The following is a 14,486-nucleotide window of genomic DNA, read 5'->3' as shown; positions in this document are numbered from 1 at the left end:
AGCTTAGCACAACCCATCACTGGAGATGCACCTTATAGTAGGCTACCGCTGACGGAACAGCGGGTTAAATCTTGCAATATACATTGCTGTTTAACAATCAATTACGTGACTTTTCAGGTCACACCCAGGTGCGGTTTAAGTTGAGCATAATGGTATAGCTTGCTTCGTATGCGTCAGAGATGTCCGTCATGAACTCCGGATTGATGGGATTGCAGCGGTGTGAACGGTGCGGATCATCAAAATTGATGACGTAAAAATGCGGCTTTACCTTGTATTTGTCCATATTGTGCAACAAGGTGTTGTAGGCAATGGTAGAAAGATCATCGAATTTATAATCATATATATAGGTACTAAAACCTTTGGAAATCATCTGTTTGATGTAGTTGTTTACCACTGCATAGGATTTACCTGAACCCGGTGTTCCCAATACGATGGTCGCACGGAAAGGATTGACCACGTTGATCCATCCGTCGTTGAGTTTGCCGCCATACTGGAATCTGGTGGGCAGATTGACAGAATATTCATTCTCCATCAGCCTTGTCTCCTGCATGAAGGATTCGTTTTCCATATTGAACACATCCTCCATCAGGTTATGTCTGTAAAGCCTGCTGATCCACAGTCCTGCCATGAGCAGGCATAGATAACCGGCTGCAAGTGTTACCACATACAGGGCAGTAATCGCTTCGTGTGGAAAAGGCAGGTCAAGCAGCCACCAGTTCATGAAAAATAGAACCGCCCCGGCAGTAAGTACCGCCCATATACGCTGCCAGGTTATTTTCTCACCCTTGACTCCGATAGTACCCATACAGGATATGGCCAGCAGAAGAACTGCCATCAGTTTTGTCCAAAGGATACAGCCGAATATACCGGTTGTCCTGTCAAAGTTCATCAGTATCCGGTCTATGACATCCAGATTCAGATGCCAGGCACTCATACTGGGATAGCAGTACACATAAACGTGGACTACCAGAATAAAAATACTGACTGCCCTGCCGAATTCCATAATCTTGGCAAGGGCTCTCAAATCGTCTTCCTGTTGCATAATGATGTAGATGATTGTGGGGGGAATCCGTTGTTCCCCCTGTTGTTGAGTCATTTTGATTGATCAGATACCGCGTGATTTGCGTTTATGAGGTTTCTTTTTCCGTTTCATACGGCGACGGAACGCTTCTTCCTCGTAATCGACTGCCGGATTTGCCTCAAAGGAGAATATGCCTGCCGCCTGTTCAAGCGCACTGCCTTCTTCCATACGGTGGCCGTACCGTTTCCAAAGTTCCTCCGGACCGGACTGTTGTCTCTCCTGCCAGGGTATTCCTTCCCACCAGCAGACAAGATCGTTGAATACGTTGGCAGAAAACTCCTTTCCCATACGTGAACCGTTGAACGCCTCGCGTCGTTCATGGTCTATGAATGTGACGCCATAGATACGTTCGGTATTGTTCCTTCGGAATACCACATCAATGTGCTCCTGTTTCAGCAGTTCCCTGAATTCCTGTTCCGATTTTGCGTTACGCATGGCCCATACGACCTTGCCGGATATGGCAGGAGCCCATCTGCCTTCCTTGAAGTCCTGTGTATGCCGTAACATAAGTTCGGACAGTCCCGTATTTCCGAAACGCTTGCCGAACCTTGCACTTTTTATTGGAGAGCAGACCACTTTCCCTCTGTCGTCTGTAGCCGAATAGATGATACCCGTATAGGGTGTTCCCATGTAATCGCCCCGTACCTGTCGGGCTTCAATGTTCAGTGTGGAAAGCAGTGCGGAATACTCTCCGAAAGTCTGGAAACGGTAGCTTTCCAGTACAGCCTTCAGCGTGTTTCCAATCTGATGGCGTATATCCCCCTGTGAGACATCCACTTTTTTCAGTTCCGCTTTCGGATTCCGTCTTTCCGTATCCGCACTGTTACGCAGTCCGAATTCCTGTTCCAGTTCCCGGCAGGCTGTCATTGAACGGCGGTGTTCATAGGAGTCATTGATTTTCCTTCCTTCATCGTCAATGCATACACTCACGATATGTACGTGCGTGTTGCAGGTATCGCCATGTCTGTACACGATGAACGGCTGGTCACCATATCCCATTTTCTGCATGTATTTTTCTGCCAGTTCCGCCAGCTTGTCATTGTCCAGCCTGTCTTCAGGTGCCGGACTGAGGGCGATATGCAGGACCGGCTTGTCCGTCCTCCTGTTTGCCGTCAGATGGTTTTCAAATGAAAGGAGAGCCAGACGTATGTCCTCGCTCGGCAGTCCCGGGCGGTCGGAAATCATCCGGTGTCCGGACAGGATTTCCGCTGTCCCCTGAAATACCTTTTCATGATTATAGACCAGCGCTCCGTAAAGGCTTGTCCCGTGACTTATCTTTGCAACCATTTCTGTTCATATTCTTTGGTTAATGCCATAATCTGCTTGTTGAGCAATATTAGTTCCAGGGTAGCCTTTTCAAGTTTGTAAAGTAGGGACATCGCCCTTTTGTCCCCGAAATTTTTCTGTACGGCCCTTACGACCTGATTGTAATTGTTGCCTATTGCCTGAAACTGCCTGTAAAATTCCCCGAGCCGGATATAATAGTCCATGGAAACCTTGTCCACCTTGATTACCTTCAGTTGTTCTGAAAAGATTGATTTCTTGATAAAGATTGTCCTATCCCTTGCTCCGGATTCCAGAAACAGTTTCTCAAATCTGCTTTTCTCCTGTGCGTTCAGACGGAAATTGTACTTGTAGTCCGCCGGATCAGTCTTCGGTTTTCTGCCTGTCCTTCTTGCCTGTTTTTTCTCCATGCTTTTCTGCTTTTGGGTTGTTTTGCTTTCTCCGTCAGATTTTCCGACTTTGGAGGAAAATCCCCCGACCGTTAGGGAGGGCAAGTTGGTTTTTGTATGGCAGAATAATTTCTGTCGTACAAAAACACAACTTGCTCTGTTCGTTTGAACAGAGAATCCACCTCCGGCGGATTGCTGCGCGACGTGAGCGGCGTGCTGCTGTCCGTCGGAAGATGTTCCAAGCCATCCATTGGTTCTGACTTTGCAAAATTATGGCCGGGTAAACAGTTGTGAAATAGTGGATTGTATGACATATAACGACATCTGATGACATCTGATGTCATGGTGCCGGTTACATATTACCTGTATGCCTGAAAGACCTTATTTTTGACGCGGTTTAAGCGTGCAATATTGCAATAACATAATAGTGCAATAACATCAAGGACATAATAACATAAGGACACAATAACATAACAACATAATAGTGTAATAACATAAGGACACAATAACATAACAACATAATATTGCAATAATATAAGGATACAATAACATGGCAACATAATAGTGCAATAACATAAGGACATAATAACATGGCAACATAATAGTGCAATAACATAAGGACACAATAACATGGTAACATAATAGTGCAATAACATAAGGACATAATAATATGGCAACATAATAGTGCAATAACATTACAATGTATATATGTACAGGATTATTGCAGCATGTCCTTAAACGGTTATGCCGGTATCACAATAGCGTAATGCCATTGTTGGATTAGTGAAAGAAAAAAGTGAATATTAACCCCAAAAACAAGAGGTATGAACAAACGTCCGATTCTTGTCGCCTTCAGCAATCAGAAAGGCGGTGTGGGCAAGTCCACGGTAACAGCGGTTCTTGCCAGTTATTTTAATTATGTAAGAGGTCTGAAAGTTGCTGTCGTTGACTGTGACTATCCCCAGTTCAGTCTGGAAAAACTGAGGGGAAGGGATTTGAAGAACCTTGAGAAAAGCGAGTATCACCAACGTCTTTTCTGCCGTCAGTTTGAGGACGGTTCCCGCAAGGCCTATCCGATTGTCACTTCCTCTCCTGAGTCAGCCGCAGAGATTCCCGGCAAACTGGAAGGCGACTATGACCTGATATTTTTCGATCTTCCAGGAACGGTAAATTCCCGTGGCGTATTCGAGTCCGTCATGAACATGGATTTTATCTTTACTCCCATCGTGAAGGACCGTATGGTCATGCAGAGCAGCCTTTCCTTTGTCTCGACCGTTCAGGACTTTATCGGACAGCACCCGGAAGCTCCCCTGAAGGACATACGTTTATTCTGGAACCGTATGGACAGTCGTACTTCCAAGGAACTGTATGTAATGTATAATGCAATAGTGCTCCGTATGGGGTTGAAGGTCTTTGAAACCGTACTTCCGGATCTTGAACGCTTCAACAAGGAAATGACACCTTCTTCCAGACAGCATTTCCGCTGCACCCTTCTTCCTCCTTCCGAATCACTACTGAAAGACAGCCGTCTTGAGGCTTTTGCCCAGGAGATGGAACGTATCATATTTCCGGGATAAGAACTATGGCAAAGAAAAGAGAGATATTCAAGGTGGATGAGGATGCCTTGAAGGACATGATGGCCAGTGAATCCATTTCCTGTGGTAAATCTGGAGCAGATGTCGGCGAGAATGTTCTTCCTGTCACAGAAAAGGAAAAAAATGTGTCGGAAGTAAAAACACAGGGACAGGAAAAGTCCCGCAAGACGATACGCGCCGATCCTGGACTGGAAGAGAAGGTGGAAGTGTACAAGAATCTGTTTCTGGACAGAAAGAAGTCCGTACACCGAAAGCAGACCTATATCAGCTATGACATGTATTGCAGGCTGGCGCGTATCCTTCCCCTTCTGAGTGATGACATGAGTGTGCCCGCTTTTTTGGACAATGTGCTGGCACACCATCTTGAGACTTACAGTGAAGAGCTTGGCGAGCTGTTTCGCCGCAAAACCCCAAAAACATTCTGAAAATGATGTGGATTTTATTGACTGTTGCCGTATTGGTATGCGGCATTCTGCTGTTTTGTGTTTATGTGCTGTCCAAAAGGATTTGCTCACTGAAAGAACAGGTCAGGGAGTTGAAAGAGAAAACAGGAATAGCGAATCGCTTTCCCGAATACTGCCGTGTCTATCTGAACGATGTTCCCGTCGGGAACGGTCGGCAGATACGTATCCGTGGCTATCTGTATGACAAGGCAAGCCGCCTTATCCCGTTTATGGCTCCCGGCATGAGTGTATCCGCCTATGTGAGCAATATCGTGGAGGAACATTTGAAACGCCACGGAGAATTGCTGAAGGATGAACTTGAACGTTTTCTTTATAAGGATTCTTTATGGAAGAACTGATATACCTGTGTGTACGTATTGCCTGTATAGGCTATTTGCTGTACCGTGTTTATGGCTGGAAAAAACGTATCGGAGCCATCTGTACCCTGCTTTATGCCAGACCTTGCGTAAAGAAAGAAAGGAAAGAAACCGGCGGAACGGAATCTGCGGCTCCAGATGCAGAAGTGATGGGAAATACCCGTTATGTCTATCTTGACGAGAATGCCGGAAAGACTGCCGCTCCTTTCATGAGCCAGCCTCTTGAAAGGAATTTTATCGGTGAAGAGGAGGACGTGCAGCAGGAAGATGTGGAGTGCAATCTTCAGTTGGAAAAGATGAAACTCCTGCAGGAAGTCCAGGAAGACCTTGATGCGGAGTCTCCCGAAGTGGAATCCGTATCACCGGTCCTTTCCAGCAGGGATATGGAAGTACTCGGCGAATATCTGGCACATCAGAAGGATGCTGATGAGGAAAAAGCCGTACAGGCAGCCCGTGTCCTTTTTTCCATCCGGCAGACCAGCCTGATTGACGTGTTCCTTTCCAATATGGAGAATTCCGCGATTGTTGAGGAACTGATAGAAAAGTATCTTGACGAGGACGGCAATCCCAAACCGCTTAAAGTCAAGGATGGGAATGAACCGTCTGACGAGTGGCGGAAATATATCTGACACCGATATATTCAGGCATCCCGGAAATCTTTTCGGGGTGCTTTTTTTTATGTCTGTAAGGCTTCCTGAATGACATATGGTGACATCTGGTGACACCTGATGACAGTGTTGTATCACAGCGGCTTAAGCCTTATATATTTGCAGTCGAATTCAAAATTTATGTCAAACCCCAAAATGATTCGACAATGAGAAAAAGAATCCTTTTATCAGTATTGTATGTGCTGGCAACGGCAGGTGCTTTCGCACAGGGACAGGGTCTTGCCGGCATCAATGAGGCTACCAGCCTTATGACCTCGTATTTTGATCCGGCCACCAAATTATGTTATGCCATCGGAGCCGTACTTGGTCTTGTGGGTGGTATCAAGACGTATGGCAAGTTCAGCAGTGGTGACCCGGATACGTCCAAGACTGCGGCGAGCTGGTTCTTCGCCTGCATCTTCCTGATTGTGGCCGCCACCATTCTCCGTTCCTTCTTCCTGTAAGCCATGGATTACCGTATCAACAAGGGAGCAGGCCGTCCGATTGAGTTCAAGGGCTTGAAATCACAGTACCTGTTCTTTTTTGCCGGAGGCCTTGTATCGGTCTTTCTTGCGGTGGTTGTCCTGTATATGGCCGGTGTCAGCCAGCTGGTATGCCTGTCTTTCGGGGCGGTATCCGGTACCCTGGCCGTATGGCTGACCTTCCGCATGAATGCCCGCTACGGTGAGCACGGGCTGATGAAGATGCTGGCCGAGAAACGCCATCCGCGCTATCTGTCAGCCCGTCGCAGAATATTCAGAGCATTAACCAAAAAGAAGAGAAAGAAATGAGAAGTGTATTGAAGGCCTGTGATCTGGAAGACAGATTCCCGATTCTGGCCGTGGAAAACAACTGCATCGTAAGCAAGGATGCGGACATTACGGTAGCCTTCGAGGTCGAGCTGCCTGAACTGTACACGGTGACGGCGGCGGAATATGAAGCCATTCACGGTACCTGGGTGAAGGCTATGAAGGTGCTTCCCAATTATTCTGTCTTGTACAAGCAGGACTGGTTCGTCAAGGAAAACTACCGGAGCGAAGGAGACGGGACGGAAAGTTTCTTGTCCCGCAGCTATGAGCGTCATTTCAACGAACGCCCGTATCTCAGGCACCGCTGCTTCCTGTACCTGACAAAGACCACACGCGAACGCGCCCGCCGCCGCAGTGATTTCAGTACCCTGTGCCGCAGCCATATCCTTCCCAAGGAAATCACGGACTGGGATTCGGTCGTGAAATTCCTGGAGGCGGTGGAGCAGTTCGAGCGTATCATGAACGATTCGGGGCATGTCAGGATGAAGCGTCTCAGGACGGAAGAGGTGGTCGGAACGGAAGAATGTCCCGGTCTGATTGAAAGATACCTGACTCTCGGTATGGAAGACACGCACCCCGTATTACAGGACATCTGCCTTGATCCGGAACGTATGCGCATCGGTGACAAACGTCTTTGCCTGCATGTGCTTTCCGATACGGAAGACCTTCCCGGCAGTGTGGGCACGGACATACGTTATGAGCGCTTGTCCACGGACCGTAGCGACTGCCGTCTTTCGTTTGCGGCTCCGGTAGGACTCCTGCTTTCATGCAACCATGTCTATTCGCAGTACGTGTTCATCGATGACGCGCAGGAAATCCTGCAACGTATGGAAAAGACTTCACGCAACATGCTGTCCCTGTCGAAATACAGCCGCAGCAATGCCGTGAACTATGAATGGGCAGAAATGTATCTTGACGAGGCGCATACGAAAGGGCTTGTTCCGGTACGGTGCCACTGTAACGTACTGGCCTGGGCGGAAGACGAGGAAGAGCTCAGGCGTATCAAGAACGATACCGGCAGCCAGCTTGCCATGATGGGATGCGTACCCCATTACAACACGATAGATACCCCGGTGCTGTATTGGTCAGGTATTCCCGGCAATGCGGGCGATTTTCCGGCTGAGGAAAGTTTCTATACCTTTCTTGAACAGGCTGTCTGCCTGTTTGCTTCGGAAACGAATTACCGCAGTTCGCCCAGTCCGTTCGGTATCCGTATGACGGACAGGCAGAGCGGCGTACCGCTTCATCTGGACATCAGTGACCTGCCCATGCGCAAGGGAATCATCACCAACCGCAACAAGTTCATACTCGGTCCCTCCGGCAGCGGTAAATCCTTCTTTACGAACCACCTTGTCCGCCAGTATTATGAACAGGGTACCCATATCCTGCTGGTGGATACCGGAAACAGCTATCAGGGACTTTGCAGCCTGATTCATGACCGGACACATGGCGAGGACGGTATCTATATCACCTATGAGGAGGACAATCCCATCGCCTTCAATCCGTTCTATACGGATTCCGGGGAATTTGACGTGGAAAAGCGTGAAAGCATCAAGACACTGATACTCACACTCTGGAAACGTGAGGATGAAGCCCCAAGGCGTTCGGAAGAGGTGGCCCTTTCGGGAGCGGTGAACGCATACATCCGCAGGATAACGGAAAACAGGGATATCAGACCCGACTTCAACGGATTCTATGAGTTTGTGCGTGATGACTACCGCCGGATGATTGAGGAGAAGAAAGTCCGTGAGAAGGATTTTGACATCGACGGTTTCCTGAACGTGCTGGAACCGTTCTACCGTGGCGGTGATTATGATTTCCTGCTTAATTCGGACAAGGAACTGGATCTTACCAACAAGCGCTTTATCGTATTTGAACTGGACAATATCAGCGGAAACAAGGTGCTTCTGCCCGTGGTCACGCTGATAATCATGGAAACCTTCATCGCCAAGATGCGCCGTTTGAAAGGTATCCGCAAGATGATACTCATTGAGGAATGCTGGAAAGCCCTTATGTCCGCCAATATGAGTGAGTACATAAAGTATCTCTTTAAGACCGTTAGAAAATATTTCGGGGAGGCTGTGGTGGTCACCCAGGAAGTGGATGACATTATCAGTTCCCCTGTCGTGAAGGAAGCTATCATCAACAACAGTGACTGCAAGATTCTTCTTGACCAGCGGAAATACATGAACAAGTTCGACCATATCCAGCGGCTTCTCGGACTGACCGACAAGGAACGCGGACAGATCCTGTCCATTAATCAGGCCAACCATCCCGGACGTTTCTACCGTGAGGTCTGGATCGGTCTTGGCGGTACCCACTCGGCCGTGTATGCCACGGAAGTCAGCGATGAGGAATATGCCGTATATACCACGGAAGAGTCGGAAAAGCTGGAATTGCAGAAGCTGGCCAAGGAACTGGGCGGAAATCTGGAACTGGCCGTGAAACGCATTGCGGAAATGAGAAGGGAAAGGAAAAGGTCAAACGGTAAAGCATAACGGTTATGAATGACAGTTTTGAATCGGATGAAAGAAAGCGTAAGGAGACAATCGAATGTCTCTACTGGTCCCTGATGAACGGATGGGACATACCGAAGGATATACGTGAACATTACGGATTTTCAGAAGACTATGAGTTGTATCACCGGCTTGAAAGTATGGAACCGGAAGATTACAGGGAAAGAAGGCTCAGAGGCGAGATACCCGATGCCATAGAGGTTGATGTAAGACTGACACATGCCGTGGAGAAGGTCTTTGAGCGGCTTTGTTCCCCTCCTCCCGTGCAGTATCTCGACAAGCTGTACGGGGAACTGGAAAAGCTGGGAGGTTTCATAGCCAACCCGAAGAATATTGACAGTCCTTTCATCAATTCCGGTTTTCTCATGAAATACGGCATTGACCGGAATTCCCCGGATGAAATCAGACGGCAACAGGCAGAAAAGGCCTATAAGGAACTTTATGCCAGGTTTGAAACCATGGTCGGCCTGAAATCCCCAAACAAAAAGGACGATACCATTATCCGCAAGGAATGTCGTCAGTCGGCCTGCAAAGACAGGCTTTCCGGGAAAGTCCGCATTCCGGTCAGTCCTAAGCCGAAGGGACGAAAGATGGGACTTTGAAAGATTCAGTAAAACAAGAACAACATCATTAAAAAAAGACAAGACATGAAAAACAGACAGTTGTACAGACTGGCCGCCTGCCTGATCGGGGCGGCATCACTGCTGCTGCAGAGCTGTAGTGAAAGCAGGTTCAAGGACTGTGACCGCCTGTGCGGTTCATGGAGCAGTGTGGAAGGCAAGCCCGATGTCCTTATATATAAGGAAGGGGACGCCTACAAGGTGACGGTCTTCGCCCGTAGCGGCAAGGCGCGTAAACTGAGGCCGGAAACCTATCTGCTTGTGGAGGAAAACGGGAACCTGTTCATCAATACCGGCTACCGCATAGACATCGCCTACAATGAGGCGGCTGACGTATTGACCTTTTCTCCGAACGGTGACTATGTAAGGAAGGAGGTGCGTCCATGAGAAAAAGACTGCTGCTGCTTTGTGCAGGAACCTTTTTTCTTGCCGGACAGATACGGGCACAGTGGGTGGTGACAGATCCTGGAAACCTTGCCCAGAGTATCATCAACATGTCGGACAATATCGTGCACACTTCATCCACCGCAGCAAGTACCGCCAAGAATTTTGCTGAGACCGTGAAAATCTACGAGCAGTACAAGAGGTATTATGATGCCCTCAAGTCCGTAAACAATCTGGTGAAGGATGCCCGTAAGGTCAGTGAGGTCATCCTGATGGTCGGTGACGTGTCGGAAATCTATGTGACCAATTTCCAGAAGATGCTGGGTGACGAGAACTTCTCTCCCGAAGAGCTGGATGCCATCGCTTTCGGATATACCAGGCTTCTTGAAGAGAGCAACGGGGTGTTGCAGGACCTCAAGCAGGTAATCAACGTCAGCACCCTTTCCATGACCGACAAGGACCGTATGGACGTTGTGGATGACTGCCATGCCAGCATGCGCCGTTACCGCAATCTCGTGAATTACTATACGAACAGGAATATAGCCGTGAGTTTCCTGCGTGCCCGCAAGAAGAATGACCTTGACCGTGTCCTGAAGCTCTATGGCAATGACACCTCCAAATACTGGTAGCCTATGGTATTGTTATCCGTGGATTTCTCGAATCTCCATACCATTCTGGAGAGCCTTTACAATGAAATGATGCCTCTTTGTGAGGATATGCTGGATGTGGCCAAGGGACTTGCCGGACTCGGTGCCCTGTTCTATGTGGCCGTTCGTGTCTGGCAGTCGCTTGCCCGTGCCGAACCGATAGACGTGTATCCGCTTCTGCGTCCGTTTGCGATAGGCATCTGCATCATGCTTTTCCCGACCCTGGTACTCGGAACGATGAATACGGTGCTGAGTCCGATTGTGCAGGGAACCCACAGGATGCTTGAGGGGCAGACGATGGACATGCAGCAGTACCGTGAGCAGAAGGACAGGCTGGAACATGAAGCCATGCTCCGTAATCCGGAAACGGCCTATCTGGTCAGCGACGAGGAGTTTGACCGTCAGCTGGACGAGCTCGGATGGTCGCCCGATGCCATGGCAACCCGCATGGGCATGTATATGGAAGTGGGCATGTACAATCTGGAAAAGAATATCCGTGATGCCTTCCGCAGTCTGCTGGAACTGCTTTTTGCCGCGGCATCCCTGCTGATAGATACGGTAAGGACCTTTTTTCTGGTGGTATTGTCCATCCTCGGTCCCATTGCCTTTGCCTTCAGCGTGTGGGACGGTTTCCAGTCCACGCTCAGTCAGTGGTTCACACGTTACATTTCCGTCTATCTGTGGCTTCCCGTGAGTGACCTTTTCAGCTGTATGCTGGCCAAGATTCAGGTACTTATGCTGCAGAACGACATCCTGGAGCTCCAGAACAATCCGAACTATTCGCTGGACAACTCCAATTCGGTATATGTGATCTTCATGCTGATAGGTATCATCGGATATTTTACCGTGCCGACCGTGGCCGGATGGATTGTGCAGGCAGGCGGTGCCGGAAACTACAACCGCAACATCAACCGTACCGCGACCAAGGCCGGAGGCTTTGCAGCCGGTGCCGCAGGTTCCGGACTTGGAAATATCGGAGGTCGTCTGCGTGGAAAATAAACAGAACAGGAACATTAAAATGAAAACAGATGGAATTCAAATCACTGACCAATATTGAAAGCAGTTTCAGACGGATACGCCTGATGCTTGCGGTCTTTGTCGGATGCTGCACGCTTGTGACCGTCTTTGCCCTGTGGAACTCATACCGCTTTGCGGAGAAACAGCGTGAGAAGATTTATGTACTTGATGGCGGCAAGTCACTGATGCTTGCCCTTTCACAGGATCTTTCACAGAACCGTCCGGCTGAAGCCAGGGAACATGTAAGAAGGTTTCATGAGCTCTTTTTCGGGCTGTCGCCACAGAAGGATGCCATTGAGCACAATATCAACCGTGCCTTGCAGCTGGCGGACAAAAGCGCCTATCATTACTATGTGGATTTTGCCGAGAAAGGATATTATAACCGTCTCATTTCCGGCAACATCAATCAGGTGGTACGGGTGGACAGCGTGGTCTGCGACTTTTCCGGCTACCCCTACAGGGCCAGGACGTATGCCCGCCAGATGATTATCCGTGAGAGTAATGTGACGGAACGTTCGCTGGTGACTGACTGCCAGCTTCAGAATACGTCCCGTTCCGATGACAACCCCAACGGCTTTATCATCGAACATCTGACCATACTGGAAAACAAGGACATAAGGAGTGTGGAACGATGAAAAGGAACCTGACAAGACAGGCGGACCTGCAACTCAGGGGGTTCTGTCACAGACTTACCGCGAAACAGCGCAAGGCCGTCCTCTGGATACTGTTTGTACCGTTTGCCGCCGCATGTGTCTATACGGCATTCCGGCCGTTTATGGGCAGTAAGAACCGGGAGTCCGGAATGGAATTTATGGAAAAGGATTCACTCCGTATGGAGTTCATTCAATCTATTGTAAGAAATGGAGAAAGAAAAAGTCAAGAAAGTAATGGAACGGCTGATGAAACCGTTCAGGCTCCGGTCCTCAAAGGACAGGAAGCCGCTGAGTGAGGAACAGAAACGCAAACGCGCCGGATTTGTGGTGTATCCGCTGATGTTCCTGCTGTGTCTGGGAAGTTTTTATCTGATATTCTCACCTTCCGGGCAGGAACGGGAGCGGCAGGATAAAGGACAGGGTTTCAATACGGAAATCCCTTCTCCCGAGGACAGCCGCCTGGAATGGAACAAGAAGGATGCCTATGAAAAGGCCCTGATGGAACAGGAAAGCAGGAAAAGGAAGACATTCTTTGAAGCTGCGGAGTCCATGTTTGCCAAAGAGGAACGGAAAGACAGTGTCCGTCTTCCCGATAACATTATACCGGAGAGGCAAACAAACACGGAAACGGAAACAGAAAAAGGCAATGCCGGACCGGTCAGTTCTTCGGCCGGAGCCTACCGTGAAATGAACCGTACGCTGGGAAGCATCTATGAACCGCGGACCGATCCGGAAAAGGAAAGGCTTCTGGAAAGGATTGAAGAACTGGAGCGTATGCAGCAGCAGAAGCAGGAGCCACTGTCAGGCATGGAGGAAAAGATGGCCCTGATGGAAAAATCCTACGAACTGGCCGCCAAATACAATAACCGTCAGGCAGTGGAGACTCCTTCTCCCGTCAGAAAGGCGGAGGACAAAAAGGCCATACCGGTGAAACAGGTCCACAATGAGGTGGTATCCTCGCTTTCCAGACCTGTGAGCGACGAAGAGTTCATATCCGCCTTTTCGGGAGAACGCAATGCCGGTTTCAATACGGCTGTCGGACGGAAGACAGTAACGGAAGGCAATACCATTGCCGCCTGTGTACATGGTACGCAGACCGTATCCGACGGACAGGCCTTGCGCCTGCGGCTTACCGAGCCTATGTCCGTTGCCGGACGTTTCATACCGAAAGGGACCGTACTGGTAGGTGGCACACGCATACAGGGTGAACGTCTGGAAATCATGGTCAATGCCGTGGAATACAAGGGAACTATCCTGCCGGTGGAACTGGAAGTCTATGATCTTGACGGACAGCAGGGAATCCTGGTGCCGGGTTCACTGGAATATGACGCTGCCAGAGAGATTGCCGCCAATATGGGAACCTCGATGAACAGCAGCATCAACATTTCCACCGATGCCGGGGCGCAGATTGCCTCCGATCTGGGAAAAGGTGTGATACAGGGCGTTTCCCAGTACATATCCAAACGGATGCGTACGGTAAAGATTACTTTGAAGGCCGGACACCGGGTACTGCTCCATTCACCGGAGAAATGAAATACAGGAAACTATGAAAGAAAAGACAACCATTAAACAAAAGCACATGAAGAAGATTCTGATGATGTTTGCCCTTTTGCTGGGCGTATCGGCTGCCTGGGCGCAGCAGAGTAGCGGTGATTATTATGAGGGGCTGACCCGCAAGATCGGTTTCAGCCAGATGATTCCGCCGCACGGACTGGAAATAACGTATGACAAGACTGTCCATGTCATTTTCCCTGCTCCGGTCAAGTATGTGGATCTCGGTTCTACAAACCTGATAGCCGGCAAGGCCGACGGTGCCGAGAATGTAATCCGAGTAAAGGCCACGACACGCAATTTCAGGGAGGAGACCAATATGTCTGTAATAACCGAAGACGGGAACTTCTATACATTCAGTGCGCCCATAATAGGGGCTTGATAATAATCACACTGGCAAGTGATTAGGTTAGTATTCCAATTAAGAAACCTATCCCAAACCGACTTATCCGAATGGGAAACCAAACGGGGAG

Annotated in this window: 15 protein-coding genes and 2 pseudogenes; 14 read left to right on the top strand and 3 right to left on the bottom strand. The window is 49.1% G+C overall.

Translation table 11 applies throughout. From position 1 onward, the window contains the following. Positions 1 to 121 precede the first annotated feature (121 nt). The 3 genes and pseudogenes from H3001_RS17235 to mobA form a co-directional block, all read right to left on the bottom strand. Positions 122 to 1,042: pseudogene (locus H3001_RS17235) on the bottom strand (YWFCY domain-containing protein); the annotation flags it as partial. A gap of 63 nt (positions 1,043 to 1,105) precedes the next feature. Beyond that, positions 1,106 to 2,368 carry a conjugal transfer protein MobB gene (gene mobB, locus H3001_RS17230; RefSeq protein WP_032584190.1) on the bottom strand — a complete coding sequence of 421 codons (1,263 nt, stop codon included), beginning with the start codon at positions 2,366 to 2,368 and terminating at the stop codon, positions 1,106 to 1,108. Continuing rightward, on the bottom strand, positions 2,353 to 2,775 hold the full coding sequence (gene mobA / locus H3001_RS17225; RefSeq protein ID WP_032584188.1) for a conjugal transfer protein MobA: 423 nt from the start codon (positions 2,773 to 2,775) through the stop codon (positions 2,353 to 2,355). The genes mobB and mobA overlap by 16 nt, the downstream gene beginning before the upstream one ends. An 803-nt stretch (positions 2,776 to 3,578) precedes the next feature. Here mobA and H3001_RS17220 point away from each other — a divergent pair. The 14 genes and pseudogenes from H3001_RS17220 to H3001_RS17155 all read left to right on the top strand — a co-directional run. Then, positions 3,579 to 4,331 carry a ParA family protein gene (locus H3001_RS17220; RefSeq protein WP_022052809.1) on the top strand — a complete coding sequence of 251 codons (753 nt, stop codon included), beginning with the start codon at positions 3,579 to 3,581 and terminating at the stop codon, positions 4,329 to 4,331. A 5-nt stretch (positions 4,332 to 4,336) separates the two neighbouring features. Beyond that, positions 4,337 to 4,774 (top strand): DUF3408 domain-containing protein, encoded by a 438-nt coding sequence (locus H3001_RS17215; RefSeq protein WP_032584184.1) that lies wholly within the window; start codon positions 4,337 to 4,339, stop codon positions 4,772 to 4,774. 2 nt (positions 4,775 to 4,776) lie between these two features. Continuing rightward, positions 4,777 to 5,151: a DUF3408 domain-containing protein gene (locus H3001_RS17210; protein WP_032584182.1), complete on the top strand. Its 375-nt coding sequence runs from the start codon at positions 4,777 to 4,779 to the stop codon at positions 5,149 to 5,151. Next, entirely contained in the window at positions 5,139 to 5,798 is a 660-nt protein-coding gene (locus H3001_RS17205; protein WP_032584179.1) for a DUF4122 family protein, read from the top strand. Before H3001_RS17210 ends, H3001_RS17205 begins: the two co-directional genes overlap by 13 nt. A gap of 185 nt (positions 5,799 to 5,983) precedes the next feature. Next, positions 5,984 to 6,280 (top strand): DUF4134 domain-containing protein, encoded by a 297-nt coding sequence (locus tag H3001_RS17200; protein ID WP_032584177.1) that lies wholly within the window; start codon positions 5,984 to 5,986, stop codon positions 6,278 to 6,280. Between the two features lie 3 nt (positions 6,281 to 6,283). After that, positions 6,284 to 6,607, top strand: coding sequence for a DUF4133 domain-containing protein (locus tag H3001_RS17195; RefSeq protein WP_005776857.1), 324 nt, complete (start codon positions 6,284 to 6,286; stop codon positions 6,605 to 6,607). Continuing rightward, the gene (locus H3001_RS17190) at positions 6,604 to 9,123 is read left to right on the top strand and encodes a TraG family conjugative transposon ATPase (RefSeq protein WP_032591940.1); all 2,520 of its coding nucleotides are present in this window, start codon (positions 6,604 to 6,606) and stop codon (positions 9,121 to 9,123) included. Before H3001_RS17195 ends, H3001_RS17190 begins: the two co-directional genes overlap by 4 nt. A gap of 5 nt (positions 9,124 to 9,128) precedes the next feature. Next, positions 9,129 to 9,743, top strand: a complete 615-nt coding sequence (locus H3001_RS17185) for a hypothetical protein (protein ID WP_032584170.1) — start codon at positions 9,129 to 9,131, stop codon at positions 9,741 to 9,743. A 45-nt stretch (positions 9,744 to 9,788) separates the two neighbouring features. Continuing rightward, positions 9,789 to 10,148: a DUF3876 domain-containing protein gene (locus tag H3001_RS17180; protein WP_004326318.1), complete on the top strand. Its 360-nt coding sequence runs from the start codon at positions 9,789 to 9,791 to the stop codon at positions 10,146 to 10,148. Further along, a complete protein-coding gene (locus H3001_RS17175; protein WP_032584168.1) occupies positions 10,145 to 10,774 on the top strand; it encodes a DUF4141 domain-containing protein in 630 nt (209 codons plus the stop codon). The genes H3001_RS17180 and H3001_RS17175 overlap by 4 nt, the downstream gene beginning before the upstream one ends. 3 nt (positions 10,775 to 10,777) lie before the next feature. Next, entirely contained in the window at positions 10,778 to 11,791 is a 1,014-nt protein-coding gene (gene traJ, locus H3001_RS17170; RefSeq protein WP_004326316.1) for a conjugative transposon protein TraJ, read from the top strand. A gap of 29 nt (positions 11,792 to 11,820) precedes the next feature. Continuing rightward, positions 11,821 to 12,444, top strand: a complete 624-nt coding sequence (gene traK, locus H3001_RS17165; RefSeq protein ID WP_004326315.1) for a conjugative transposon protein TraK — start codon at positions 11,821 to 11,823, stop codon at positions 12,442 to 12,444. A 252-nt stretch (positions 12,445 to 12,696) separates the two neighbouring features. Beyond that, positions 12,697 to 13,995: a conjugative transposon protein TraM gene (traM, locus tag H3001_RS17160; RefSeq protein ID WP_084819488.1), complete on the top strand. Its 1,299-nt coding sequence runs from the start codon at positions 12,697 to 12,699 to the stop codon at positions 13,993 to 13,995. Positions 13,996 to 14,041: 46 nt separating this feature from the next. Next, positions 14,042 to 14,374 (top strand): annotated as a pseudogene (locus H3001_RS17155) (DUF4138 domain-containing protein); the annotation flags it as partial. Between the last annotated feature and the right edge of the window lie 112 nt (positions 14,375 to 14,486).

The sequence above is a fragment of the Phocaeicola faecicola genome (assembly GCF_013618865.1).
Taxonomy (GTDB): domain Bacteria; phylum Bacteroidota; class Bacteroidia; order Bacteroidales; family Bacteroidaceae; genus Phocaeicola; species Phocaeicola faecicola.
The sequence above is the reverse complement of the archived record's forward strand: the minus strand, read 5'-3'. Positions and strand labels throughout refer to the sequence as shown.

Bases quoted from the DNA above. Each gene is read 5' to 3' on its own strand.
- mobB (WP_032584190.1), bottom strand. From the start codon at position 2,368: ATGGTTGCAAAGATAAGTCACGGGACAAGCCTTTACGGAGCGCTGGTC.
- mobA (WP_032584188.1), bottom strand. From the start codon at position 2,775: ATGGAGAAAAAACAGGCAAGAAGGACAGGCAGAAAACCGAAGACTGAT.
- H3001_RS17220 (WP_022052809.1), top strand. From the start codon at position 3,579: ATGAACAAACGTCCGATTCTTGTCGCCTTCAGCAATCAGAAAGGCGGT.
- H3001_RS17215 (WP_032584184.1), top strand. From the start codon at position 4,337: ATGGCAAAGAAAAGAGAGATATTCAAGGTGGATGAGGATGCCTTGAAG.
- H3001_RS17210 (WP_032584182.1), top strand. From the start codon at position 4,777: ATGATGTGGATTTTATTGACTGTTGCCGTATTGGTATGCGGCATTCTG.
- H3001_RS17205 (WP_032584179.1), top strand. From the start codon at position 5,139: ATGGAAGAACTGATATACCTGTGTGTACGTATTGCCTGTATAGGCTAT.
- H3001_RS17200 (WP_032584177.1), top strand. From the start codon at position 5,984: ATGAGAAAAAGAATCCTTTTATCAGTATTGTATGTGCTGGCAACGGCA.
- H3001_RS17195 (WP_005776857.1), top strand. From the start codon at position 6,284: ATGGATTACCGTATCAACAAGGGAGCAGGCCGTCCGATTGAGTTCAAG.
- H3001_RS17190 (WP_032591940.1), top strand. From the start codon at position 6,604: ATGAGAAGTGTATTGAAGGCCTGTGATCTGGAAGACAGATTCCCGATT.
- H3001_RS17185 (WP_032584170.1), top strand. From the start codon at position 9,129: ATGAATGACAGTTTTGAATCGGATGAAAGAAAGCGTAAGGAGACAATC.
- H3001_RS17180 (WP_004326318.1), top strand. From the start codon at position 9,789: ATGAAAAACAGACAGTTGTACAGACTGGCCGCCTGCCTGATCGGGGCG.
- H3001_RS17175 (WP_032584168.1), top strand. From the start codon at position 10,145: ATGAGAAAAAGACTGCTGCTGCTTTGTGCAGGAACCTTTTTTCTTGCC.
- traJ (WP_004326316.1), top strand. From the start codon at position 10,778: ATGGTATTGTTATCCGTGGATTTCTCGAATCTCCATACCATTCTGGAG.
- traK (WP_004326315.1), top strand. From the start codon at position 11,821: ATGGAATTCAAATCACTGACCAATATTGAAAGCAGTTTCAGACGGATA.
- traM (WP_084819488.1), top strand. From the start codon at position 12,697: ATGGAACGGCTGATGAAACCGTTCAGGCTCCGGTCCTCAAAGGACAGG.